This is a genomic window from Streptomyces naganishii JCM 4654 (assembly GCF_014650575.1).
Classification (GTDB): Bacteria; Actinomycetota; Actinomycetes; order Streptomycetales; family Streptomycetaceae; genus Streptomyces; species Streptomyces naganishii.
The window spans coordinates 407,077-430,705 of the sequence record NZ_BMVF01000004.1 but is presented as its reverse complement, the minus strand read 5'-3'; the positions used below and the strand labels follow the sequence as shown (position 1 = coordinate 430,705).

19 protein-coding genes and 1 pseudogene are annotated in these 23,629 nt (G+C 75.1%); 8 read left to right on the top strand and 12 right to left on the bottom strand.

Annotation, left to right across the window (positions count from 1 at the left end; translation table 11 throughout):
* Positions 1-42 precede the first annotated feature (42 nt).
* From IE217_RS09905 to IE217_RS09885, 5 genes and pseudogenes are all read right to left on the bottom strand, one after another.
* On the bottom strand, positions 43-888 hold the full coding sequence (locus IE217_RS09905) for an RNA polymerase sigma factor SigF (protein ID WP_190177350.1): 846 nt from the start codon (positions 886-888) through the stop codon (positions 43-45).
* A 161-nt stretch (positions 889-1,049) separates the two neighbouring features.
* Complete coding sequence (locus tag IE217_RS09900) at positions 1,050-2,501, bottom strand: FAD-dependent oxidoreductase (protein WP_190177349.1); 1,452 nt, start codon at positions 2,499-2,501, stop codon at positions 1,050-1,052.
* Positions 2,502-3,240: 739 nt separating this feature from the next.
* A pseudogene (locus IE217_RS09895) lies at positions 3,241-4,381 on the bottom strand (polysaccharide pyruvyl transferase family protein); the annotation flags it as partial.
* Between the two features lie 131 nt (positions 4,382-4,512).
* Entirely contained in the window at positions 4,513-5,355 is an 843-nt protein-coding gene (locus tag IE217_RS09890) for an MBL fold metallo-hydrolase (protein WP_190177348.1), read from the bottom strand.
* A gap of 109 nt (positions 5,356-5,464) precedes the next feature.
* The gene (locus IE217_RS09885) at positions 5,465-5,929 is read right to left on the bottom strand and encodes an ATP-binding protein (RefSeq protein ID WP_190177347.1); all 465 of its coding nucleotides are present in this window, start codon (positions 5,927-5,929) and stop codon (positions 5,465-5,467) included.
* 325 nt (positions 5,930-6,254) lie between these two features.
* Here IE217_RS09885 and IE217_RS09880 point away from each other — a divergent pair, with 325 nt between their 5' ends.
* Entirely contained in the window at positions 6,255-7,763 is a 1,509-nt protein-coding gene (locus IE217_RS09880) for an MFS transporter (RefSeq protein ID WP_229865172.1), read from the top strand.
* Positions 7,764-8,489: 726 nt separating this feature from the next.
* Here IE217_RS09880 and IE217_RS09875 read toward each other — a convergent pair.
* A complete protein-coding gene (locus tag IE217_RS09875) occupies positions 8,490-10,103 on the bottom strand; it encodes a right-handed parallel beta-helix repeat-containing protein (RefSeq protein ID WP_190177346.1) in 1,614 nt (537 codons plus the stop codon).
* Between the two features lie 157 nt (positions 10,104-10,260).
* Between IE217_RS09875 and IE217_RS09870 the strand changes: the two genes are divergently transcribed.
* On the top strand, positions 10,261-10,434 hold the full coding sequence (locus IE217_RS09870; protein ID WP_190177345.1) for a CsbD family protein: 174 nt from the start codon (positions 10,261-10,263) through the stop codon (positions 10,432-10,434).
* Positions 10,435-10,542: 108 nt separating this feature from the next.
* On the opposite strand, the gene IE217_RS09865 is transcribed toward IE217_RS09870, so the two are convergent.
* Positions 10,543-11,076: a DoxX family membrane protein gene (locus IE217_RS09865; RefSeq protein WP_190177344.1), complete on the bottom strand. Its 534-nt coding sequence runs from the start codon at positions 11,074-11,076 to the stop codon at positions 10,543-10,545.
* A gap of 227 nt (positions 11,077-11,303) precedes the next feature.
* On the opposite strand from IE217_RS09865, the gene IE217_RS09860 reads away from it, so the two are divergent.
* From IE217_RS09860 to IE217_RS09845, 4 genes are all read left to right on the top strand, one after another.
* Positions 11,304-11,825: a hypothetical protein gene (locus IE217_RS09860; RefSeq protein WP_190177343.1), complete on the top strand. Its 522-nt coding sequence runs from the start codon at positions 11,304-11,306 to the stop codon at positions 11,823-11,825.
* Between the two features lie 181 nt (positions 11,826-12,006).
* Complete coding sequence (locus IE217_RS09855) at positions 12,007-13,302, top strand: cytochrome P450 (RefSeq protein WP_190177342.1); 1,296 nt, start codon at positions 12,007-12,009, stop codon at positions 13,300-13,302.
* 142 nt (positions 13,303-13,444) lie between these two features.
* On the top strand, positions 13,445-14,008 hold the full coding sequence (locus tag IE217_RS09850) for a hemerythrin domain-containing protein (protein WP_190177341.1): 564 nt from the start codon (positions 13,445-13,447) through the stop codon (positions 14,006-14,008).
* A 330-nt stretch (positions 14,009-14,338) separates the two neighbouring features.
* On the top strand, positions 14,339-15,919 hold the full coding sequence (locus IE217_RS09845) for a N,N-dimethylformamidase beta subunit family domain-containing protein (protein WP_229865171.1): 1,581 nt from the start codon (positions 14,339-14,341) through the stop codon (positions 15,917-15,919).
* 7 nt (positions 15,920-15,926) lie between these two features.
* Here IE217_RS09845 and IE217_RS09840 read toward each other — a convergent pair whose 3' ends face one another.
* Complete coding sequence (locus IE217_RS09840) at positions 15,927-16,292, bottom strand: STAS domain-containing protein (protein ID WP_190177340.1); 366 nt, start codon at positions 16,290-16,292, stop codon at positions 15,927-15,929.
* Positions 16,293-16,589: 297 nt separating this feature from the next.
* Complete coding sequence (locus tag IE217_RS09835) at positions 16,590-17,513, bottom strand: SCO6745 family protein (RefSeq protein WP_229865170.1); 924 nt, start codon at positions 17,511-17,513, stop codon at positions 16,590-16,592.
* A 188-nt stretch (positions 17,514-17,701) separates the two neighbouring features.
* Here IE217_RS09835 and IE217_RS34625 point away from each other — a divergent pair, with 188 nt between their 5' ends.
* The gene (locus IE217_RS34625) at positions 17,702-18,712 is read left to right on the top strand and encodes a hypothetical protein (protein ID WP_229865169.1); all 1,011 of its coding nucleotides are present in this window, start codon (positions 17,702-17,704) and stop codon (positions 18,710-18,712) included.
* 15 nt (positions 18,713-18,727) lie between these two features.
* Here the strand turns inward: IE217_RS34625 and IE217_RS09825 are convergent, their stop codons facing one another.
* Positions 18,728-19,024 (bottom strand): hypothetical protein, encoded by a 297-nt coding sequence (locus tag IE217_RS09825; protein ID WP_190177339.1) that lies wholly within the window; start codon positions 19,022-19,024, stop codon positions 18,728-18,730.
* A gap of 469 nt (positions 19,025-19,493) precedes the next feature.
* Positions 19,494-20,750: a PP2C family protein-serine/threonine phosphatase gene (locus IE217_RS09820; protein WP_373297985.1), complete on the bottom strand. Its 1,257-nt coding sequence runs from the start codon at positions 20,748-20,750 to the stop codon at positions 19,494-19,496.
* A gap of 282 nt (positions 20,751-21,032) precedes the next feature.
* Between IE217_RS09820 and IE217_RS09815 the strand changes: the two genes are divergently transcribed.
* Positions 21,033-21,845: an SAM-dependent methyltransferase gene (locus IE217_RS09815; RefSeq protein ID WP_190177338.1), complete on the top strand. Its 813-nt coding sequence runs from the start codon at positions 21,033-21,035 to the stop codon at positions 21,843-21,845.
* 60 nt (positions 21,846-21,905) lie between these two features.
* Here IE217_RS09815 and IE217_RS34620 read toward each other — a convergent pair whose 3' ends face one another.
* Positions 21,906-23,621, bottom strand: a complete 1,716-nt coding sequence (locus IE217_RS34620; RefSeq protein WP_229865167.1) for a C40 family peptidase — start codon at positions 23,619-23,621, stop codon at positions 21,906-21,908.
* Between the last annotated feature and the right edge of the window lie 8 nt (positions 23,622-23,629).

Genomic DNA, 23,629 nt, shown 5'->3' with positions numbered 1-23,629 from the left:
CCGGCCCCAGTCTGTGCACCCGCCCTTGCCCGCGTGCGGCGCTCAGTGCGTGGTCAGCAGCCCCTGGCGCAGCCGGGCCAGCAGCCGGTTGAGCAGCCGGGAGACATGCATCTGGGAGATGCCCAGGCGCTCGCCGATCTGCGCCTGGGTGAGCTCCTCGACGAACCGCATGTGGATGATCTGCCGGTCCCGCTCGTCGAGTGCGGCCAGCAGCGGCGCGAGGCTGTGCATGTCCTCCACGAGCTCCATGCTCATGTCCTCGGCGCCGATGAAGTCGGCCAGCACGCTCTCGCCGTCCTCGCTGCCGCTCACGGCCGCGTCCAGGGAGGCGGAGGTGTAGCCGTTGGAGGCCACCATCGCGTCGACGACCTCCCGCTCGGGGAGGTTCATCAGCTCCGCGAGCTCCTTGGTCGTGGGCTTGCGGCCCAGCCGGCTGCCGAGCTCCTCGGTGGCCTTGGCCAGCTCGACCCGGGCCTCCTGGAGCCGGCGCGGCACGTGCACCGCCCAGGACGTGTCGCGGAAGAAGCGCTTGATCTCGCCGACGATGTACGGCACGGCGAACGAGGTGAACTCCACCTCGCGGGCAAGCTCGAACCGGTCGATCGCCTTGATCAGCCCGATCATGCCGACCTGGACGATGTCCTCCATCTCCTGCGGGCCCCGGCTGCGGAAACGGCCGGCCGCGTAGCGGACGAGGGACATGTTCATCTCGATCAGCGTGTTACGGGCGTAGCTGTATTCGGATGTGCCCTCTTCCAGCTTCGCCAGCCGGTCGAAGAACAGCCGGGACAGGGCCCGCGCGTCGGTCGGCGCGACCTGGGAGGGCTCGGCCACCTCCGGAAGCTCCGTCCGGGCCCGAGTCGCCTGCGCCTGCGTGGTCGCCGCCATCGTGGGGACCTCCCTCTCGCCTCACGGCCGGTGTCATGCCATTGCGTACGGTGCCGCGCCTTGATCAAGGGCGGTGCCCGAGCGTGTACCCCGGCTTTCAAACCTCACACCCATTGTTTCTCGTCCGGCGCACATCCGCCCGCCGGGGTGCCCGGCGCCCCCTAAACCGTGGGGGCCGCCCCGCCGTGCGCCGGCACGCGCAGCCGGGCGCCCTGGCGCAGCAGCTCCTGCTGGACCAGCGCGTACGGTACCTCCCGCGGCACGCGGCCGGTGCGGGTGGCGAGCGCCGCGCACACGCCCGCGGCCTGGCCGGTCGCCATCGCGATGGGCATGACCCGGTACGAGGAGTGCGCCACGTGGGAACCGGAGATGCAGCGGCCGGACACCAGCAGCCGCTCGGTGCCGCGCGGCAGCAGGCAGCGCAGCGGGATGTCGTAGAAACGGCCCCGGGGGACGCGCCGGATGACGGTACCGCTGCCCTCCGGGTTGTGGATGTCGATCGGGTAGGCGCCGTGCGCGACCACGTCCGGGAAGGGGCGCGCGTCGAGGATGTCGTAGCCGGTCAGCCGGTAGTCGCCCATCACCCTGCGGGTCTCGCGCACCCCGATCTGGGTGCCGCTCTGCACCGCGTACGCCTCCGCGAAGCCCGGCACCCGCGAGCGCAGGAACCGGTCGATCTGCGCCAGCTGGCGGCGGGCCGTCCACTCGGCCCGGCTGAGGTCCCACACGTCGATGCCGAGCGCGCCGGTGACGCGGGTGCTGTTGACGGACAGCTCACGGGGATGCGGGGTGGCGAAGAACAGGATGTCCTCGCGCGGCAGCCGCAGCTCGCCCGCGGCGGTGGCCTCCTGGACCAGGTCCCACAGCCCGTGCACGCCGCGCCACTGGTCGGGGTGGGCCCGTACGTACTCGGAGAAGCGCGGGCGGGCGAAGTCGGCCACCCGGAACATCAGCGTCATCGGCTGCACCAGCCCGTCCTCGGGGCGGCCCACCTCGAACGGGGCCCCGCACGCGGCGGCCACGTCGCCGTCGCCGGTGCCGTCCACCACCACGTCCGCGTCGATCACCACGGGGCCCGACTTGGTCTCCAGGACCACTCGCCAGCCGTCCTCCAGGGGCAGCGCGGCCGAGGCGAAGGAGTGGAACAGCATGCGCACCCCGGCCTCGTCCATCATGTCCAGCAGGACGAGCTTGAAGATCTCCGGGTCGAAGGGCACGGTGTACCCGGTCTCCAAGGACGGCGGTATGCAGCCGCCGCGCTCGGTGAGCCGCTCCAGCAGCCGCCACAGGAAGCCGGCGACGACCGGCTCGCCCTCGCCGTGGTCGGTGGGCAGCAGGCGGTCCCCGGTGCCGCCGGAGTCGAACACCGCCTGCTTGTGCTCGTTGTGGAACGACATCAGCGGCATCACCAGCGCCACGGTGGCGTTGCCGCCGAGGAAGGCGTACCGCTCCACGAGGATCACGTCGGCCCCGGCGTCGGCGGCGGAGTGGGCGGCCGCGGTCCCGGCCGGGCCGCCCCCGATCACCAGGACGTCCGTGTGCCCGGCGTGGCGGGCGGTGCGCGGGGGCAGCGTGACGGTGCGCGGCTGCTCGGGAGGGCGCAGGACGGCCATCACGCCTCCTGCCCGGCGCCCCGGCCCGCCACAGCACCGTCCCCCTCGGACCGCCGGCCCAGCAGATGCCCCCGCAGCCCACCGACCCCGGCTCCACCGGAACCCCCGACCACACCGGCACCGGCCCCCTCCACGCCGGAACCACGGTCCCCGCCGTCAGCGGGCCGACCCTGGCCGGAACCACCGGCGGCGCCGGGACCGGGCCCGTCCGGGGCGGAACCCTGGGTCGCGCCCGGAGCGCGCCCGGCGGGGTCGCAACCCTCGGCCGGACCGGCCGCCAGCCAGTCGGGGCCGGAGTCCCCGGCCGCGCCGGGGGTGCGCCCGGCCGGGTCGCAGCCTCGGACCGTGCCGGCAGCAAGGCTGTCCGCGTCGGGACCGCCGGCCGTGCCGGCAGGGAGCCCGTCCGGGTCGGAACCCTCGGCCGCGCCCGGGGCGCCACCGGCCGGGGTGGAGTTCCTGGCCATGTCCGCAGCCGGGTCGGCCGGGGCGGAGTCCCCGGCAGTACCGGCCGGCAGCCCGTCCGAGTTGGAGTTCCCGGCCGTGCCGCGAGTGCGCACGGCCGGGTCGGAGTCCCTGGCCGGACCGGTGGTCAGGCCGGACGGGGCCGAACCCCCGGCTGCGTCGGCGGGCAGTCCGGCCGTGGCGGAACCCCCGGCCTCGGCAGGCAGTCCGGCCGTGGCGGAACCCCCGGTCTCGGCAGGCAACGCGGCCGTGTCGGTGGCCGGGCCGTTCGCGTGGTCCATGTCGTCGAGGAGGGCGCCGCAGCGGGCGCAGGTCTCCGCGGCCAGTTCGCGCAGTGCCCGGACGCGGGTGTTCAGGTCCACGCGGCGTTGCGGGAACTCGTCCCAGAGCCGGTCCACCTCGGCCAGCAGCAGTCCCACTTGCTCGCGGGCCACGCCGACCAGCGCGGGCGCCCCCAGCCGGCGGGCGAAGTCGAAGACCTTGCCGGCGTACGGCAGCGGCAGCACCGGCAGCCCGGAGACGGCCGCGAAGATGAGGAAGTGCAGCCGCATGCCGACCACCAGGTCCAGGTGGCTCATCAGGCCCAGCACCTGCCCGGGCGTGTAGGCGCTGTGCAGGATCCGGCCGCGGTCCGGCGCGGTCATCCGGGACAGCACGGCGTGCGCGTGACGGACGTCGTGCCGTTCCATCGGCATGAACACCACGTGCGCGTCCAGGCGGCGCACCAGGAAGTCGGCGACGTCGGCGAGCAGCGCGTGGTAGTCGCCCTCGTCCAGCTTCTCCGCCGCCCGGCCGGGCTCGCGCACCGACATCCCCACCAGCCGCGCGTCGGCCGGCACGCCCTCCTGCCGCATCATCTCGGCCGTGAACGGCTCCGGCGGCAGCAGCAGCGCCGGATCGGCGGTCACCACCAGGTCCCGCTCGACCCCCACCTCCTCGAGCACCAGCCGCGACTCCTCGTCGCGCACCACCACCTCGTCCATGTCCGCCAGGACGGTGCGCACGGCCTCCCGGTCGTCGTTCTCGTGCAGCGGGCCGGCCCCGACCGCGTAGGCGAACGTGCGCACGCCCCTGGACTGGGCCGCGCGGACCAGTTTCAGATAGCGGCGCGCCTCGCCGTCGTAGAGGATGCCGCCCCCGCCGAGCACCAGCAGGTCCAGGCCGGACAGCACGTCGGTGACCGGCTTTCGCGGTACGCCCTCCCAGCCGACCACCTCGTCCGCCATCGGCTGGTGGGCGCGGGTGTGCTCGGCGTCGCGGCTGAAGACGACCAGGGCGGCGTCCGGCCGGTGGGAGCGCAGACAGCCCAGGACGCACTGGAGGATGGCTTCGTCACCGATGTTGAAGCCGCCGTAGGAGCCCAGCAGGCCGATGCGCGGCCGCCCGGAACGGGACGGCCGAGGCTCTGAGGTGGTCATCCGGAACTCCCGTTCCGTGGAGTGGGGGGTGGCTGCGGAAGCGGTTCCGCGAGACGTGCGGGCCGAGTTGCCTCCACCCCACGAGGAAAACACCTCTCCCGCCGTCCGGCCCGCCGGGCCGGGTGAGCGGGTCAGCCGACGGTGGCCCGGCCGGCGTGCGGTACCAGCCGCGCGTGCTCGCCGCGCGGGCAGTGGACCAGCCGGTCCCGCAGACCGAGGTCGTCCGCCGCGGTGACGAAGTCCTCCAGCGGGGAGCGGAAGACCGTGTAGTCGTCGTAGTGCACGGGCAGCACCCGGGGACAGTCCAGGCGGCGGGCGAGATCGGCGCCCTGCGCGCCGTCCATCGTGACGACGAACCCGCCGGGCAGTTCGGTGCCGCCCAGGTGCAGCACGGCCAGGTCGGCGCGCGGGAAGCGGCGGGCGATCTCCTCCAGCCCGTCGTACACGAGCGTGTCGCCCGAGATGTAGAGGCGCAGCCGTACCTCCCCGTCGCGGGGGCCGAACTCCAGCATGCTGCCCATCACCGGCGGCAGCAGCCGGCCCAGCACGGGATTGAGGGAGTGCCGTCCGGGCAGCGCGGTGATACGCACCTGCGAGGCGCCCTGCCGGAACGTGCAGCTCTCCCAGGTGTGCAGCCCGCCGGCCCGGCCGAAGCCCCGCAAGGTGCGCAGGCGGCGCGCGGCGTGCGTGGTGGTGACCACCGGCACCGAGCGGTCCAGGTGCCGGGAGGCCCGGTGGTCCCAGTGGTCACCGTGCAGATGGGAGAGGACCACGACGTCCAGCGGCGGCAGGTCCATCACGTCGAGAGCGGGCTCGGTGAGCCGGCGGCTGGTCAGCCCGTAGCCCAGGTGGGCGCGCTCGCCCCGGTGCAGGAAGTTGGGGTCGGTGAGCAGCGCCAGGTCGCCGTACCGCAGCAGGACCGTCGCGGTGCCGATGAAGTGCAGGTCGAGGGTGTCGTCGTCGAAGGCAGCCATGGCCGTCCTTGCCCGACGGGACGCGGCCCGTCTGTCGACTGGGGGGAGGTGGGTCGTCCGGCGGGCCCGGACCTCCCCGGAGTACCCGTGGCGCGGCCACGCATACGCCTCACGCGGACCCCAGGGCCACCTCGGCGCTGATCTGCTTGCCGCCGGGCCGGGCGGTGGCGGTCAGGGCGCGGCTGCAGGCGTGCACCAGGTACAGGCCGTGGCCGCCCACGCGCGCCCCGTCCCGTTCGTACAGCCGGGGGAGCGCGGGCGAGGTGTCCCAGACGGAGATGCCCAGCCGCGCGTTGTCGGCGGACAGTTCCAGGACCAGGCCGCACGGGCCCGGCGCGTGCCGAAGGGCGTTGGTGACCAGCTCGCTGACGACGAGCAGGGCGTCCTGTTCGGCGCGCCTGGTGATGTGGGTGTGGGCGGTTCTGGCCGCGCGTTTGAGGAAGGCGTGCACCGCCCGTCGCGCGTCGGCGGTACGAGCGGCACCTGTGACCCAGGTGGCGCCGTAGCGCAGCGCGGCCGCCGGGCGGCTCCGCTCTCGCTCACCCGGTGCCTGCTGCCCAAGCTGGATGATCATAGGAGTCCGTCGTGTGCTGCTGCTGGTCACGGATCGTGCTTCTGCCGTGGCTACGGCTACCCGGCGTTCGCGGTATGAAGCCGGTGGGATTCATGAGACTTCGCGACCTTCGCCCCCTTTCTCGCCGAGCCTGTCCGGATGCTTCCGAGGACGTGAGAGCCGGGGTTGCGCGCCGGACCGCGGGGAACGCGGCAGATCTGCGCGGGCGCGGGAAACGGAGTGGGTGGGCGCGCCGCGCGTCAGAGGACGGCAGACGGCGCGGGACGCGCGTGCCGGGATGTGACCGGCGGGTGCGTGCCCCGGCGGACACCCGGGAGGAGCCTTCGTGGTCAGGGACACCCGTGCGCGGACGGACGCGGGCGCCGACGGTCAGGGCCGGACGCCCGACCCACGGCGCTGGAAGGCCCTGTGGGTCACCCTGGCGACCGGATTCATGAGCCTGCTCGACGTGACCATCGTCGCGGTGGCGCTGCCGTCGATGCAGCGGGATCTCGGCGCGTCGCCGTCCGCCGTCCAGTGGGTGGTCTCCGGCTACGCGCTGACGTTCGCGCTCGTCCTCGTGCCCGCCGGCCGGCTGGGCGACGCGATGGGCCGGCGGCGGATCTTCCTGTGCGCGCTGGCCGCGTTCGTGCTGTGCAGCGCCGGGGCCGGGGCCGCGCCCACGGTGACCTGGCTCGTGGTGGCCCGGCTCGCGCAGGGAGCCTGCGCGGGCTGCCTGGCGCCGCAGAACTCCGCGCTGATCCAGCAGATGTTCCGCGGGGCCGAACGGGGCCGCGCGTTCGGCCTGTTCGGCGCCACGGTGGGCGTCTCCAGCGCGGTGGGCCCGGTCACCGGCGGTCTGATCCTGGCCCTGGCCCAGGGCAACCAGGGCTGGCGCTGGATCTTCTACGTCAACGTGCCCGTGGGCGCGGTCGCGCTGCTGCTCGGCATACGGCTGCTGCCGCGCCTGGCGCCCGGCCGCCGGGAACCGCTCGACCTGCCGGGCGTGGCCCTGCTCGGCGCCGGCGTCCTGAGCCTGATGCTGCCGCTGGTGTTCGCGGACACCGGGGGCGTACGCCGGATGTGGTGGCTGTTCCCTGTCGGTGCGGCCCTGCTCCTCTGCTTCGCCCGCTGGGAGAGGCGCGTCGCCGACCGCGACCGTCAGCCGCTGCTCGACCCGCGGCTGCTGACCTGCACACGCGGGTACGCCGCCGGGGCCTCGCTCGGCGCGCTGTACTTCGTGGGCTTCAGCGGCGTGTGGCTGGTGTTCGCGCTCTTCTTCCAGAACGGCCTCGGGTACACGCCGCTGCGGTCGGGGCTCGCGGTGACGCCCTTCGCGATCGGCTCGGCGGCCGCCGCGGTGGTCGCGGGGCGGCTGGTGGAGCGGCTGGGGCGGCTGCTGACGGTGTGCGGGCTGGTGACCGTCGTGGCCGGCCTCGGCGCCACGGCGCTGATCCTGTGGACGGCGCCCCCGGACGTCATGGCCTGGCTGGCGGCGCCCGCGCTGTTCGTCGGCGGGCTGGGCAGCGGGTGCGTGATCTCGCCGAACGTCACGATGACGCTGCGCGACGTGCCGGTGCGGATGGCCGGGGCCGCGGGCGGCGCCCTGCAGACCGGGCAGCGGCTCGGCGGCGCGGTGGGCACGGCGGCTCTGCCCGGCTTCTTCTACATGGTGCTCGCCGCGACCGGCAAGGACTACCGCACAGCCGTCGCCCTCGCGGTCGCGAGCGCCCTGGTGGCGCTCCTGGCCTCCCTGGCGGTGGCCCTCCACGACTGGCACCACAACCGCCCCACCGACTCGGACCACCCCACGAGCCACTCCCCCCGGGAACAGCCTTCGGCACCTCGAGGGTGAACGGGGCTTTCGCGGGCGGTAAGGGCGGTGCGGGCGGTGCGCGTGGCGCAGGCGCTCGGAGCGGTGGGGCGGGTTGGCGTGGCGTCGGCCGCGGGACACCGGGCCCGGCGGCGTACGGCGTCCACGCACGGGGTGGGCCGGGCCGGCTCCGCCGCTGGCTGGAGTCCCGGGCGGCGGGGCCAGGCCACGCCGCGCATCTGGTCGTGCGGGGTAAGGCGTCCGTGCCCGAGGTGGGCCGGGGTCGCCCGGTCGAAGCCGACGGCGCATGCGCACCTGGGCCGGGACGGCCGTGGCCGTGGGCGGTGCCGGACCATGCTGCATGCCAGCCACGGGGTGCCGGGTCTGGCGGCGTGGGGCTTCTGTGCCGGGGGCGGGTCAGGGCTCGTCTGCGGCCGGGGCCGTGGGCGTGCGCGGGCCGAGCCGGCTGGGGCCGGATGCGGCCGGGCCCGTGGCCGTGGGCGGTGCCGGACCGTGCCGCATGCCTGCCACGGGGTGCCGCGGCCGGCGGCGTGCGTCGTCTGCGCCGGAGGCGGGCCAGGGTTCGCCCGCGGCCGGGGCCGTGGGCGCGCGCGGGCCGAGCCGGCCGGGGCCGGATGCGGCCGTGGCCGTGGGTGCATGCGTGGCCGCGCCGGGCCGGAACCCCCGCTGCCGAACCGTGGGCTCACGTCGGCCGGGGCGTGGGCTCACGTGGTTCGTCGGTGGTGCTCCGGGGACCGGGGTGTGGGGTCACTCGTCGTTGTCGCGCCAGCGGCCACCCGAAGGCGTCGTGTCGAAGCGGGTGGCGGATGTGGCGTTGTCGGTGAGGTCGTTGTCGGAGACTCGGCCGCTCGTCCAGCGGCCCTCGTCGGTGATGCGCAGGGCGTGGGTCTGGGTGCGGACGCGCTGGTCGTCGCCGATGCGGTTGCCGTGCATCTGCGGGCGGCTCACCGCGGCGGCCACGGTCATACCCGCGCGCAGGTCCGGCGCCCCGGGCAGCCGGTAGGCGGAACCCGCCCGGGGCACCCCGTCCGCCCAGGCGGAGTCCGCACCCGGCCGTGCCGGGGCCAGCGCGAGCTCGGTGGCGGTGTTGAAGGCCACCATGGCCGTCCGCCCGCCGACCGACACCTCCTTGCCCCGGTGGCCGTCCGCCGGCCAGTCGGCCTTCTCGTCCACCACCGCGAACGCCGAGTACCGCACCCCCTCGCCACCGCCCGCGACCGCCCCCGCGATCCGGCGCCCGTTGTCGCGGATCCGGTTGTCCAGCACCGCCGCGTCCCGCATGGCCGCGTCCACCCGGACCCCGTCCAGGGCGTTGTCCCGGATGTCGTTGGCCTCCAGCACGATGTCCGCGGCCGGCCCCTCGTCCCCGCCGGCGAGGTTGTGCTCCCAGTACCCGTACCGCCCGTTGCCGCTGATCCGGTTGCCGCGGAAGGCGTACGGCCCCGGGGTGTTGCCCAGCCCGATCCCGTCCCGCAGATTGCCGTCGATCACGCACCCGGTGACGATGCCGCCCCGGCCGCCGATGCCCGAGGTGCCCTGGGAGGACACGTCGAACCCGGCCTCGTGGTTGCCCAGCATCGTGCAGGAGCTGACCAGCAGCCCGTCCGCGCCCCAGTCGGAGATGCCGAAGCGGTTGTCCTCGGCGTGGCAGGCGGTGATCCGGATGCCGCGCGGCCGCGGCCAGTCCTTGTTCTGCAGCTCGACGAAGACGCCGTTGGTCCCGTTGCCGGTGGCGGTGCACGCGGTGACCGTCAGCCGCTCGACCCGCCCCCAGCCGCCGACGCCGATCCCGAGGCCCGCGCCGCCCATCTGCTCACCGCTGTCCTGCCGCCCGCACCGCTCGGCCAGCACCCCCTCCACCACCGTGTCCTGGAGGAAGTCGCAGCCGAAGCCGGTCGCCGCCGTGTCGTGGACGTACAGGTCGCTGAACCGCCCGCGCAGCACGTACTGAAGCCCCAGCCCCTTCGCCAGCGGGTCGTACTCCTCGGTCGTCACCCCCGCGCCGTCGATCTCGAAGTGCGCGAAGGTGACGTCCGCCAGGTGGTTGTCCGGCCCGGCGTCGTGCTGGGCCGCGGTGAACCAGGCCAGCGGCACCGGCGTGGTCCGCGCGCCCGGGTTGCGCAGCACGAAGCAGGTGGCGCCGCGGCCGGCGCCGATCAGCGACACCCCGCTGCGCCACAGGGTGGGCACGTCCTCGATCACGTACCGCCCGGCGGGCACGCGGATGACACGCGGGCGCCCGTCCGCGGCGCGGGCCGCACCCATCGCGTCGACCAGGCGCTGAAGGGCCGGCTGGTCGTTGGCGACCCCGTCACCGGTCATGCCGTGCTCGCGGGCGTCGGCGGTCAGGGGGACAGTCATGGCGTGGCTCCTTCCGGCCGCCCGGTCCGCGGCCGCCCGCCCCGGGTACCCAGCGGGCGGCCGGAACAGCGATCGGCCCGTGGTGGGTTTGGCGGCCCCGCGGCCGGACACCCGAAGTGCAGACACAGACGTCAAGCACGGCTTGGAGTGAGTGACAGTGGCTGGTGACCAGAAGGCCAAGGCCAAGAAGGAACAGATGAAGGGCAAGGCCAAGGAGACGGTCGGGCGCACGGTGGGCAACGAGAGGATGACGGCCGAGGGACAGGCCGAGAAGTCCAAGGGCGACGCCCGCCAGGCCAAGGAGAAGGCGAAGGACACCCTCAAGCCCTGAGAAGAGCCCTGAGAAGCGCTGAGAGCGGCTTTTCGAAGCGGGCCCCCACTCGAGGAGATCGAGTGGGGGCCCGCCGCCGTGCCCGGCCGGCACCCGGGCGGTCGTACGTCAGTGGGGCAGCCTGGCCTTGATGCCGCCCACCGCGGCCGCGGGACCGGCGGTGGCGCGCACCGTGCGCCGTACCAGCCCGGCGTTCCGCTGGAGGCCGCGGGCCGTGTGCCGGCTCCGCCACAGCATCGACGGCGCCCCGCCGGTGTCGTCCGCGGCGATCAGCAGACCGCCCAGCATGGAGAGGTTCTTCAGGAAGTGGATGCGCTGCTGGGCGCGGGTGGAGTCGTCCTCGGCGTCCCAGTAGCGGTGGCCGGCCAGCGTGGTCGGCACCAGGGTCGCGGCCAGGGCCAGCGCCGACAGCCGGGGCATCCGCCCCAGACCCAGCAGCACCCCGGCGGCGACCTGCACACCGCCGCTCAGCCGGACGACCTGTTCGGTGCGCTCGGGCAGCACCGGCACGCGCTCCCTGATCGGGTTCACGACCGGTTCGGCCAGCGGGGTGACGTCCTTGGGGCTGCGGACGGAGGACATGCCTCCGGCCACGAACATGGAGGCGAGCAGGGGGCGGCCTACCAGGCGCAGCAGACTCATGGTCCTCTCCAGAGGTGTCGGGGTTGCGGCCCGCCCCGGGTTCCCCCGGCGGGGCCCGGACATGCGGGGCGCCGGATCGGCCGGAACCCGGCGCAACCTTTTGCCCGTTTCGGGACAGTGACAATTCTTCCGGGACATTCCGGAACCCGCGCCCGGCGGGCCACTCTCTTACCTCCCGTCAACGGCCGGACGAAGGGCCCGGCCGCCGTCGACAGGGGGAACGTCACATGTCCATACGTCTTCGCGGCCGCCGCGGCCTGATCACCGCCTCGGCCGTCACCGCGCTGCTCTCACTGGCCGCGGTGACCCCGGCGCTGGCCGGCACCGGAAGCTCCGCCGGTACCGCCCGCACCGCCACCGCCGCCACAGCGGTCACCGCTTCGCAGGGCGACCCGCGCGACGTCACCCAGCGGGTCGCCGACTTCTACGGGGCCTACATCGACGCCGTCTGGGACGGCGAGGGCCCGGCGGCAGCCGCCCAGCTCAAGGCGCTGCGGGGCTTCTACCTCTCGGCCGCGGCACGCAAGAAGGTGGCCGCCTACGAGGCCAGGGAGCACGCGGACGGCATCCTGTTCGCCCAGAACGTGCCGGTGAAGTGGAAGGTCGTCTACACCGGGTCGGGCGCCGGCCACGCCACCAGCAGGGTCACGCTCACCTGGGGCGACGGCTCCCACGCCCAGGTGACGAGCATCGACGTACTGTCCGACCTGCGCACCCGTAGGATCACCGAGCTGCGCCCGGCCGACTGACGTACGCCAGACCTGGGGCCGACGGCTTCCGGTCTGCCGTATCCGGCCCCGGCCCCGCGCCCCTGGCCCCCGGCTCTGGCCCCGGTCCCCGGCCCCGGTCCGCGGCACGCGGGCCCCGGTTCCTGCCCCCGGCCCCCGGGCGGCCCGGTTCCCTCGGGCCGCCCGGGGCACTCGGGCCGTCATGGACGCCCATCGACGCCCGCTCACCGACCACACACTGCCGCTGATCGCCGGCGGCTACGCCTGGCTCCCGCAGCGCCTGCGGCAGAGCCCCGACCGCACGGTCCCGCTGCGCGTCATGGGCCGCCCGGCCCTCGCCCTGCGCGGACCCGACGCCGTGAAGTTCTTCTACGACGAGCACAACATCCACCGGCACGGCGCGATCCCCGAGCCCGTCACGGGCACCCTTTTCGGACACGGCGCCGTGCACACCCTCGACGGCGCGGCCCACCGCCGACGCAAGGAACTGTTCCTGCCGCTGCTGGAGGCCGACCGGATCACCGGCGTCGCCGAACAGGTCACCGCCGCGTGGGACGAGGCCGTGCCCGGCTGGGCGGCGCGCTCCCGCGTGGTGCTCTTCGACGAGGCCGCCACGGTGCTCACCCGCGGGGTCTGCCGCTGGGCCGGTGTCCCCCTGGAGGACGGGGAGGCCGGAAGCGTCGCCGCCGACCTCCTCGCCATGATCGACGGCTTCGCCACCCTCGGCCCCCGCCACTGGCGTGCGCGCCGCGCGCGGGCACGCCAGGAGGCGCGCATGGCCCGCCTGATCGACGACGTGCGCTCCGGCCGTGGCCCAGCCGCCGCGCCCGGCTCCCTGCCCGCGCGGGCCGCCGCGCACCGGGACGCGGACGGTGGCCTGCTGACCCCGCACACGGCCGCCGTGGAACTGCTCAACGTCGTCCGCCCCACGGTCGCGGTCAGCTGGTTCGTCGCCTTCGCCGCGCACGCGCTGCACCGGTGGCCCGGCCACCGCGAGCGGCTGCGCGACGGCGATCCGGCGTACGCGACCGCCTTCGCCCACGAGGTGCGCAGGTTCTACCCCTTCGCGCCGTTCCTCGGCGGCCGGGCCGCCCGTGACCTGACCTGGCGCGGGCACGAGGTCCCGGCCGGCGGCACCGTGCTCCTCGACGTGTTCGGGCAGAACCACGACGAGGACCTGTGGGGCGACCCGTACGCGTTCCGGCCGCAGCGCTTCCTGGAACGGCCGCCTGAGCGCGACGAGCTGATCCCGCAGGGCGGCTCGGACCCGCGGACCGGCCACCGGTGCCCCGGCGAGGGAGTCACGGTCGGCCTGCTGGAGTCGCTGGCGGTGCGCCTGGCCCGGCTGGAGTACGAGGTCCCCGACCAGGATCTGCGGATCTCCCTGCGCAGGATCCCGGCGCGGGTGCGCAGCGGCTTCGTGGTCACGGACGTGCACGAGACGGGGCGGCGGCCGGCGGTGGCCGCGGCGCGGGCCGGGGCCGACCCGGGTCACTGAGACGGGAACCGGCCCGGCGGGCACCCCCGCGAATGGGCCGTTCGGGCGCTTCCGCGTGCTCGGCGGTGTGCCACGGCGCGCGCTGGGAACCCGGCGCGCGGTCCACCGCTACGACCACGATCGAACAACAAGGAGTGCTGCCATGGGACACGGCGGAGACGTCATCCACGAACTCACCACCGACCACCGCGAGGTGGAGGAGATCTTCGCGCAGATCGAGGCCCTCCCCATCGGAGACAAGAGGCGCAAGGACCTCGCGGACCAGGCGACCATCGAGCTGGTGCGCCACTCCGTCGCCGAGGAGATGCACCTCTACCCGGCGGTGCGGCGCCACCTGCCCGACGGCGACGCGATCGCCGACCGGGAGATCCAGGACCACTCGGAGGCCGAGCAGACGATGAAGGACCTGGAGGGCTGCGAGGCCGACGACCCGCAGTTCGACCAGCTGATGAGCCGTCTGATGCGGGAGATCCGTGAGCACGTCACCGACGAGGAGCAGAACCTGTTCCCCCGGTTGCGGCAGGCCGCGAGCCCGGAGGACCTGGAGAAGCTCGGCGAGAAGGTCCGCTCGGCGAAGAAGACGGCGCCGACGCGCCCGCACCCCTCCGCCCCGGACACCCCGCCCGCGAACAAGCTCCTCGCGCCCGGCGCGGGCATGGTCGACCGGATCCGGGACGCCCTGTCCGGCCGCGGGAAGACCGGCTGAGGCCCGTAAACCGGTACCGGCAGCGCGCCGGCGGGGCCGTCCGCGGGGCCGTCGTGACCATTGTGGTCCGACGGCCCCGCGCCCGTGTCCGCGCCCGTGTCCGCGCCCGTGTCCGCGCCCGTGTCCGGGCTCGGCAGATCACGGAGGGTCACCGGCGGCCGTGCGGTACGCCCGCCCAGCCGTTACTTTCGTCGGTGGCGCCCCCGAAGCGCGCGTACCGGCGTCGGCGGCGTCCCGTAGCGCGCGTTCCCGCGCCCGTGGCGTCTCACAGGAGTCGGGTGGCGCGCGCATGGCCGTGGGGAGGGACCGGGCCACGTCCAGGGAGACCGAGTGAACCCACACCGGGCACAGCAGCACACCGCGGCGCAGGACGGTCGCGGCCAGGGCCAGGACGGTCTCGGCCGCAGGCGGTTCCTCGGCCTGTGCGCCGGGGCGGCCGGGCTGGGGGCGGCGGCCTGCGAACGCACCACCGCGGTCCACCCGCCGGGCAGCACCGACAGCCGGCTGCCCGAGGCCGAACGGGGCCGTCCCGGCACCCGCGACTGGCGGCTCGGCGCGCCCGGCCCCGCGGACGCGGTGGCCGGGTACACCGACCGGGTGAGCCTCACCCCGGGCGAGGAGTGCGGCCTGCACGTGTCGACCACGGCGTCCGCCTTCCGCGTCTCCGCCTTCCGCGTCGGCTGGTACGGCGGGACGTACGCCCGGCTGGTGTGGCGCTCGGAGCGGGTGCCGGGGCGCGCCCGCCCGGCCGGCCGTACCGTGTCGGCCACCCGGACCGTGCGCGCGGACTGGCCGCGCACCCTGTCCTTCGGCACGGAGGGCTGGCCCGAGGGCGCGTACCTGATACGCCTCGACGCGGACAGCGGCCACCGCCGTTACGTCCCGCTCATCGTGCGCTCCACGCGCGGTACGGGCCGCACCGTGCTGATGCACGCCCCGGCCACCTGGCAGGCGTACAACAAGTGGGGCGGCCACAGCCTGTACGAAGGTCCCTCGGGCGCGTACGCGGACCGTTCCCTCGCGGTCAGCTTCGACCGGCCCTACGACGGCAACGGCGCCGAGAAGTTCCTGGTGTACGAGTGGGCCGCCGTGGTCCTGGCCGAACGGCTCGGCATACCGCTCGCCTACACCACCGGCATCGACGTGCACCGCGATCCCAGCATCCTGCACGGCGCGACCGCGGTCATCTGCCTCGGGCACGACGAGTACTGGACGCCGGAGCGGCGCCGGAGCGTCACCGAGGCCCGTGACGCGGGCACGAACGTGGCCTTCCTCGGGGCCAACACCTGCTTCCGCCGGGTCCGTCTGGAGGCGGGCGAGGCCGGCGCCGACCGCACGGTGGTCTGCTACAAGTCCGCCTACCGCAGCGACCCCTGCTACCCCTCGCGCCCCGCCCTGGTCACCACCGACTTCCGGCAGGAACCGGCCGCCGACCCCGAGTCCTCGCTCACCGGCGTGCTCTACGAGGGCTACCCGGTCGACGCCCCCTACGTCGTCCACGCGGCCGACCACTGGCTCTACGAGGGCACCGGGGTCCGCCCGGGCGAGAGCTTCGACCACCTCGTGGGCGTCGAGTACGACCGCGTCACCCCGGGCGCGCCCGCGCCCGGCGCGCTGGAGATCATCGCGCACTCGCCGCTGGTGTGCGCGGGCAGCCGCAGCCACAGCGACTCGGCGTACTACACCGTGCCCAGCGGGGCGGGCGTCTTCGCCACCGGGACGATGCGGTGGGTGGAGGCGCTGCTGGCCGGGACCGGTGAACTCGGCCGTGACCACTCCATGGACGCCCGCACCCGCGCCTTCACCGCCCGCACCACCGAGAACCTGCTGTGCGCCTTCTCCGCGGGGCCCGCCGCCCGCCACCGGCCGGCTCCCCGCCCCAACACCCAGGAGGTCTACCGGTCGGTGTGAGCACCGTTCAGGCCGCCAGGGCCTCCTCGAGGGTCGGGTAGCAGGGTATGAGGGTGTCCACGCCGACCAGTTGGAGCACCCTGAGCACCGCGTGCCGGGGAGCGGCCAGACGCAGTCGCGGGCCGCCCGCCTCCTCGCACTGGTGCGCGGTGATGAGGGCGTTGATGCCGCTGGAGTCCATGAAGGTCAGGCCGCCGAGGTCCACCACCAGGCCCGGCGCGGTCTCCGGGCAGGACAGCAGCGCCTCGCGCAGCCGCGCGCTGCCGTCGAGGTCGACCTCTCCGGTGAGCGACACGACGCAGGTGCCGTCGTCGGCCGTGGTACGGGTGATCAGCAGCCGTTCGGGCACCGCCGCTCCCTCGGTCTCTGCCACACTTCCCTCGCTTCATGTGAAGGTCTGGCCAGGGCCAGTGGGTTGATGGGCATGATGCTAAGGGTTGGTGAAGCCCTGATGGGCCGCTTGTGACCGGCGCGATTCCGCGGGGCTCGCGAGCCCCGCAGGACCGCGCCAGAGGATTCGGGGGCAGATGGGGTGCGTCCTGGGCCTGGGCTCGCGGGGAGCGCCGGGACATTCCGGGCCCGTTGGGAGTGTCGGGATGCCGGGCGCCCGGTGTCGGTGGGGACCGTAGTGGTTCGGCGGCCCGGGGGAGGGCGGCCCCGACGCCCGTGCTCAGCTCTCGCGTGGCCCCGCTCCGGCCGCCGGGGGCATGGCCGCTTCGCGTGGGTCGGACCACGGGTCGCCGGTGAGTCCGACCGGGTTGGCGGACGGGATCAGCCCGGTGTCCAGCACCCGCCGGGCCAGCGGCTCGAGGAGACCGGCGAGGCGGGCGGCGCGGTCGGCGCCGAGAGCGCGCCAGGGCTGCTCGGCGGCCGCGTCGGTACGCGCCTCCACCTCGGCCCGTACGGCGGCTCCGGCCGGGGTCGGGACGCCGTCCTCGCCGAGCCAGCCGCGCTCGCGCAGGTCCGCCTCGGCGGCCCGCCAGGCGGCCAGGTCCCACTTGCGGGTCTCCCGCTGGACCGTCGCGTCCGTCTCGCCTGCGGCGGCCTTCAGCGCCATCGCGGCGACCGGTCCGATGCCGTGGGCGACCAGGGCCGCCACATGTCCGTCGCCGCGCAGTTCACGCAGGGTCGTCAGGGCCTGCCAGAGCCGTACATGCGGCCGGGCGGGGCGTTCCAGGGCCTGGTTCGCGGCACCGAGGACCCGGCCCGCCGTGTCGGCCGACGCGGCCGCCTCCCAGGCGAGGTCGGCGGCCTCCCCCATGTGCGCCCCGGTCACCGCCTCGGGTCCGAACAGGCGGGTCATGGCTTCGTCCATCGCCCGCCACCGCGCCTCGAGGACGTCTTGCGGACCCGCGTACGACCAGGCGTCGGGCAGGGCGCGCGCGACCCGGTCCGGGTGGAAGACGTAGAAGGAGCTGGTGACGACCGGCGCGGCGACCGGGCCGAGCGGGGCGGCGCGCAGGGCGAAGTAGCCCATCCAGAAGCCGCGCAGCCCGAGTTCGTCCGCGGCCCGGTGCGCCTCGGGCGCGAAGTAGACCAGGTCGTGGACCGGTTCGTACCGCTCCCAGAGCACCCTTGCCAGACCGTCAGCCACGAGTCCCCTCCACCGTCACCGGCCATCGCTCGCCCCAGTGCGGCGGTGGCCAGGAGCAGCATGGATCATGACGCCCGTCATAGCAAGGGCGCGCCGGTCGATGGCCTGCCGGTCGAGGGCCACCGTCCAGGGACCGGCGGTCGCTGCCGGGTGGGCGCCGGGGCGGGGCCGGGCGGAGACTGGTGGGCGTGAGGCGTGCGGCGAAGGCGGTTGAGCGGCGGGCCGTGCTGCTGGGCGCGGCCGGGGTGCTGGTCGGCGTGGCGGGCGGATGCGGCGGCGGTCCCTCCGCGGGGCCGCGCGCCACCGCGAGCCGTGCCGGTTCCGCGCCCGCCCGTACGACCTCCGGCCCGTCCTCCCCGGCCGCGGCCCTGCCGCGCACCACGCCCTGGCGGCCCTCCCCGGCTGAGGTCCGGCCCGAGGTCAAGCGGCGGGCCGTCGCGCTGGTCGAGGCTATCGGCGCCTGGCCGAGCGGGCGGGGCGGCTCCTTTGCCGCCCGCGCCGAGGTGGCCGCCCTCGGGCTGCCGCCCGCGCTCGTCGCGCAGGCCGGTCCGCTGCTGCCGTCCGCCGACGAGGCGGTGCTCCAGGTGGTGGACGCCCAGTACGGCGGGATCCTCGCCGACTCGGCGAGCGTGCTCGTGGTGTGCCGGCAGTGGACCCGCGTCGGCGGTACGGTCCGGGCCGGCGGTACGACCGTCGACGTACGCCTGGCCCGCACCGCGGGCGGGTGGACGGTGACCGCCCTGCACCCCGCCCGGCCCGGCGCCCCGGCGGCCACGCTGCCGTCGCTCGCGCACCGGGTACTGGCGGACTCCCGCGTCGAACTGCCCCCGGCGGCGGAGGCCGACGTGCGCAGCGGCCGGATCCACGACAGCGTGCTCACGGCGATGCTGGACCTGGCCGGCGCCCACCGCATGTACGTCAGCGTCGTCCGCTCGGGGCATCCCCTGGACGTGTTCGGCACGAGCAGGCCCAGCGACCACCCCGCAGGGCGGGCCTTCGACGTGTGGCGGATCGACGGCCACGCGGTCGTCGACCCCGCCACGCCCCGCCCACTCGTCGAGGGCTTCATGCGGGACGCGGCGGCGGCCGGCTCGTACAACGTGGGCGGCCCGGTGCTGCTGTCGGGCGGCGGGAGCGCGAACCAGTTCTTCAGCGACGCCACCCACCACGACCACGTGCACATCGGCTTCGACACCTGAAGACCCCCGCGCCGCTCAGGCCAGCGCCACGACGAGCGCCGCCACCACGGTGAGGGCCGCCACCGGCACCATGACCAGCCGCGCGCGCCACGCCCGGGCCGGCAGGCCCGCGGCCAGGAAGCGGAAAAGCCCCGCTCCCCGCCCGGTGCCCCGCCCGCGCGGGCCCTGACCGGGGTCGAGCAGGGAACGGCACCAGGGACAGTCGTCGTCCTCCCAGTCCGCCGGGCCGTGCGCGACGGCCCACCCCTGCGCCGGCTGCGCCCAGGCCCACCACCGCGTACCCGCCGTCACCGGGCCGTGCGGGAGCGGCACCCGGGACGGTCCGCGCGGCGGGGACACGCGCCTCTGGACCGCTGCGGCGACCTCCTCGGCCGGCCTCACGGGACCGGGATCCCGCGGGGCACGGGCACGGCGGGCACCGAGCCGGGCGCCACCGCGGCCCAGCGGTCCGGGGCGGACCCGGAGCCCCACGGCCGCAGCAGGAGGACGCCCGGGTCAAGGCCCGCGGGCCCGGGCGGAGGCGGGGACGCGGCGGCGTCCGCGACGGGCACCCACCGCATCCCGGAGGGTCGCGCAGCGGGCTGGGTGCGGGGCCGCTCCGCCGGGAGGTGGCCGGCCCCGTGCGGCAGGGCCCGAGAAGTGCTGTCCATGCCGGTCCAAACGGCGTTCGCGCCCCGTCCGTACGCGTCCGGCCCGGCCCGCTCACCGCATCAGGTGAGGACACCCCTCGAACGGGGGTGTCCGCTCATGCGACAAGCAGCCCGCACGGCCCCGCGATCCTTCAGTTCTTCCCCGGCGTCAGCTCGGCCAGCAGCAGCGTCCGGTCGTCGGCGCCGTGCGCGGCGGTGGAGTCCTCCAGCAGCCGCCGGCACAGCTCCGGCAGGGCGTCCGGGCGGGCCAGGTCCGGCCCCGACTCGGCGCCGGCGTCGAGCGCGCCCGCGAGCCGGGTGATGCCCTCGTCGATGTCACTGGTGCGGGACTCGACCAGCCCGTCGCTGTAGAGCAGCAGCAGGGTGGGCTCGGACAGGTGCAGCACGGTCGGCTCGTAGCGGCCCGTGCCGAGCCCGAGGGGCAGCCCGGCCGAGGCGAGGTCGATCCGCACCGCCGGTCCGCCCGGGCCGCGCACCAGCGGCGGCGGGTGCCCCGCGCCCACGAACGTGCAGGTGCGCAGGTCCGCGTCCCACTCCGCGTACATGCAGGTGGCGAAGGAGGCGCCCGGGGTGTCGCCGGCCACCGCGTCCAGCCGGTCCATCAGCTCGGCCGGGCCGAGGTCGAGCGCCGCCAGCGTACGGACCGCCGTACGCAGCTGGATCATGGCGACGGCGGACTCCGGGCCGTGCCCCATGGCGTCACCGACGATCATCGCCAGCCGGCGGCCGGGCCGGGGCAGCACGTCGTACCAGTCCCCGCCGATGACGTTGTCCTGTCCGGCCGGCCGGTAGCCGTGCGCGACCCGGCAGCTCTCGAAGGTCTGCCCGGTGACGGGCAGCAGGCTGCGGCGGATGGCCAGCGCGGTGCGCCGCTCCCGCTCGTAGCGGCGGGCGTTGTCCAGCGCCACGCAGGCCCGCGCGCCGAGCGACTCCACGGCCACCGCCTCGCCGTGCGTGAACGGCTCCTTGCCCGCGCCGCGCGTGCAGGCGATGAACCCGACCGCCGCGCCGCGCAGCCGCAGCGGCACGATGAGGAAGGAGGCGCTGTGCAGCAGCGCGGTCACGCCCGCGTCGGCGGGCCCGGTCCTGCGCAGCCGTTCGAAGGTGTGCCCGTCCACGCCGTCGAGCAACTGCGTCTGCCCGGTGGCCACGGCACGCGCGTACGGCGTCCCGCGCGGGAACACCAGGACCTCGCCGACCGGCAGCAGCCGGTCCCAGTCCTCGGCCGAATCCGACCCTATGCGCAGCGCCAGCCGGCGCGCCTCGATCTGCGGCGGATCGGCCGCCGTGACCGGCTGCTCCTGGACCAGCCACCGCTGCAGCAGGTACACCGAGGCGGCGTCGCAGAACCCCGGGGCCAGCGCGTGCACGACGTGCCGGCCCGTCACGTGCAGGTCGAGTTCGGAGCCGATGGCGTCCGCGGCGGGGGAGAAGTGCGACCGGCGGCGGCAGGGTGCTGTGGGGGCGGGGTCGCCGGGCTGACTGCGATCTGTGTTCCGCAGGGTCGTGGCCTTCCGGGTGGGGCCGGCAGCGGCGGGCTGGGGCGGGGCCGTCCGGGTCGGCGGGCGAGGCCGGCGGGCCGGGCCCGGCCGGTCGGGCGGACGTGGTCGTATGCCACAGGCAACTATATGATGCCCAGTCAAGGTCATCGGACAGTAGGGGAGTTGGACATGCCTGACGGGGACGGTCTGCCGCGGGGCGTGGATCCGGGCAAGGCCAGTGTGGCCCGGATGTACGACGCCATGCTGGGCGGCGAGCACAACTTCGCCATCGACCGGGAGGCGGTGGCCGCCTTCACCGCGATCGACCCCCAGGTGCGCACCCTGGCCCGCGCCAACCGCGCCTTCCTCGGCCGCGCGGTGCGCTTCCTCGTGGACGCGGGCGTACGGCAGTTCATCGACCTCGGCTCCGGCATCCCCACCCAGGGCAACGTGCACGAGGTGGCCCAGGCCGCCAGCCCCGGCGCCAGGGTGGTGTACGTCGACAACGACCCCGTGGCCGTCGCGCACAGCGAGGCGCTGCTCGCCGACAACCCGGACGCGCTGATCGTGGCCGCCGACATCCGCAAGCCCGCCGAGATACTGTCCTCGCCGCAGGTGCGCGCCCTGATCGACTTCGAGCAGCCGGTCGCGGTGCTGATGATCACCATCCTGCACTTCGTCTCGCCGCAGGAGGATCCGGCCGGCATCGTCGCGGCCTTCCGGGACGCGCTGCCCGCGGGAAGCTGGCTGGCGCTGACCCACGCCACCGACGAGGACCGCCCGGACACGGCCGCCGCCGTGGGCCAGTTGTACCGCGACCGGGCCACCTCCCCCGTCACGCCCCGTTCCCGCGACGAGATCAAGTCCCTCTTCGACGGCTTCGAACTCGTCGAACCCGGCCTGGCCTACGTGCCGTTGTGGCGCCCCGACCGCCCCGAGGACGTTCCCGACAACCCCTCCCAGTACTGGGTGTACGCCGGGGTCGGCCGCAAGAGCGGCTGACGCGCGCCGCGCCCGTGTCCGGGTGGAGACGGACACGGGCGCGGCGGACGCCGGCGGTTGTCAGGCGGGCCGCACCGCGCTGTGGATCGCGCGCGGACCGGCGAAGAAGACCGATTCCTCGCGGATCGGCGCGCCGGGGCCCGGGGCGTGGACCATGGCGCTGTTCCCGCCGTAGATCCCCACGTGGCTCGCGTCGGCGTAGAAGAAGATCAGGTCGCCGGGCCGGAGTTCGGAGAGCTCTACCGGGGTGCCGGAGGCCGTCTGCTGCGACGCGGTGCGCGGCAGCTCCACCCCGGCGACCCGCCAGGCGGCCTGGGCCAGACTGGAGCAGTCGTAGGAGTCCGGCCCGGTGGCTCCCCACACGCAGGGTTTGCCCAGCTGCGCGCGGGCGAACTGCAGTGCCTTGGCGGCCTTGCGCTCGTAGGCCGCGACGGCCGTCTCGGGTACCGGGGCGAGGCCGGTGAACCCGCTGGGCGCCACCGGGTCGTACGGGGGAGTGGACCAGGCCGCCTCGACGGCACCATGTGACTGACGCACAGACGCCGGCCAGGACTCCTGCCCGGGGGACTGAGCCTGGGGCACGGGGAACGCGGACTGGGCCTGGGCGGCGGAGGCCTGTTGCGCGCCGGCCAGCAGCTCACGGGCCTGGTTCAGCTGGCCGCGCAGCCGCTCCTTGGACGCCCGTGACGCGCCCTGCCCGCGCCCGGCGGCCGACGCGGGGACGCCTGCAAACCCCTGCCACGCTTCCGCCGCGGAAGCGGCGGGGACCGCGAACTGGCCGATGGGCGCCGCGAACTGGTCGATGGCGACCTGTTCGGTGGGCACCGTGAACTGCCCGGTGGATGCGAGGGGCTGCTCGGCGGGCACCGCGAACTGCCCGGTGGACGTGAGGAACTGCTCGGCGGCCGGGGCGAACTGCTCGACGGGCACCGCGAACTGGCCGGTGGATGCGAGGGGCTGCTCGACGGGCACCGCGAACTGCCCGGTGGCCGTGAGGTACTGCTCGGTGGCCGGGGCGAACTGCTCGACGGGCACCGCGAACTGCCCGGTGGATGCGAGAGGCCGCTCGGCGGCCACCGGGAACTGCTCGGCGGGCACCGTGAACTGCCCGGTGGCTGTCATGAACTGCCCCGCGCTAGTCGGGAACTGCCCGGTGAACGACTGCTCCTGCCCCGCCGTCAGTGCCGGGCCGACGGGCGGTACCGCCTCGGATGCGGCGGCGGGAAGTGCCTGAAGCGGGCCGGTGGCCACCGCGGTGGCGGCGGGACCCGCCGTCAACTCCCCGATAGAACCGCCGGTGTTGGACGTTCCCGAGGTCAACTCCGGTACGGGCCTCGCGCCGGCCGGGGCCGAGGGCCCGGCGGTGAGCTCCAGCCGGGAGGCCGCGGCGAGTTGCCGCCCGCCCGGGCCACCCGGGCCACCCGGGCCGCCCGGACCGCCAGGTCCGGCCAGTTCACCTGCATCGAACCCCGGTTCGGGACTCCTTCGCAGCGTGACCCCGCGTGAGTTGCCCGGACGCGGCTGCCGGTCCGGCGGCAGTGCGGCCGGCACCGAGGGCCCGAACTGCCCGCGGGCCACGTCGAACCACTCCTTGGCCACGCTGTCCAGGACCGGGTCGGACCGCCTCGGCGCGCGGCCGGAGGCCGAGTCGTAGCGGGAGCGGCCGCGCCTGCTCATCGCGCGGGTGGCGTTGTAGGTGCCCGAGTCGGTCTCGGCCCGGTCGTAGAGGCTGTTGATCCGTCGTTCGACCTCGGGCGAGGGTCGTTCCCGCGTCAATGAAGACG

Excerpts from the sequence above, each read along its gene's own strand:
- IE217_RS09905 (WP_190177350.1), bottom strand. The coding sequence starts at position 888 with ATGGCGGCGACCACGCAGGCGCAGGCGACTCGGGCCCGGACGGAGCTT.
- IE217_RS09900 (WP_190177349.1), bottom strand. The coding sequence starts at position 2,501 with ATGGCCGTCCTGCGCCCTCCCGAGCAGCCGCGCACCGTCACGCTGCCC.
- IE217_RS09890 (WP_190177348.1), bottom strand. The coding sequence starts at position 5,355 with ATGGCTGCCTTCGACGACGACACCCTCGACCTGCACTTCATCGGCACC.
- IE217_RS09885 (WP_190177347.1), bottom strand. The coding sequence starts at position 5,929 with ATGATCATCCAGCTTGGGCAGCAGGCACCGGGTGAGCGAGAGCGGAGC.
- IE217_RS09875 (WP_190177346.1), bottom strand. The coding sequence starts at position 10,103 with ATGACTGTCCCCCTGACCGCCGACGCCCGCGAGCACGGCATGACCGGT.
- IE217_RS09865 (WP_190177344.1), bottom strand. The coding sequence starts at position 11,076 with ATGAGTCTGCTGCGCCTGGTAGGCCGCCCCCTGCTCGCCTCCATGTTC.
- IE217_RS09860 (WP_190177343.1), top strand. The coding sequence starts at position 11,304 with ATGTCCATACGTCTTCGCGGCCGCCGCGGCCTGATCACCGCCTCGGCC.
- IE217_RS09855 (WP_190177342.1), top strand. The coding sequence starts at position 12,007 with ATGGACGCCCATCGACGCCCGCTCACCGACCACACACTGCCGCTGATC.
- IE217_RS09850 (WP_190177341.1), top strand. The coding sequence starts at position 13,445 with ATGGGACACGGCGGAGACGTCATCCACGAACTCACCACCGACCACCGC.
- IE217_RS09815 (WP_190177338.1), top strand. The coding sequence starts at position 21,033 with ATGCCTGACGGGGACGGTCTGCCGCGGGGCGTGGATCCGGGCAAGGCC.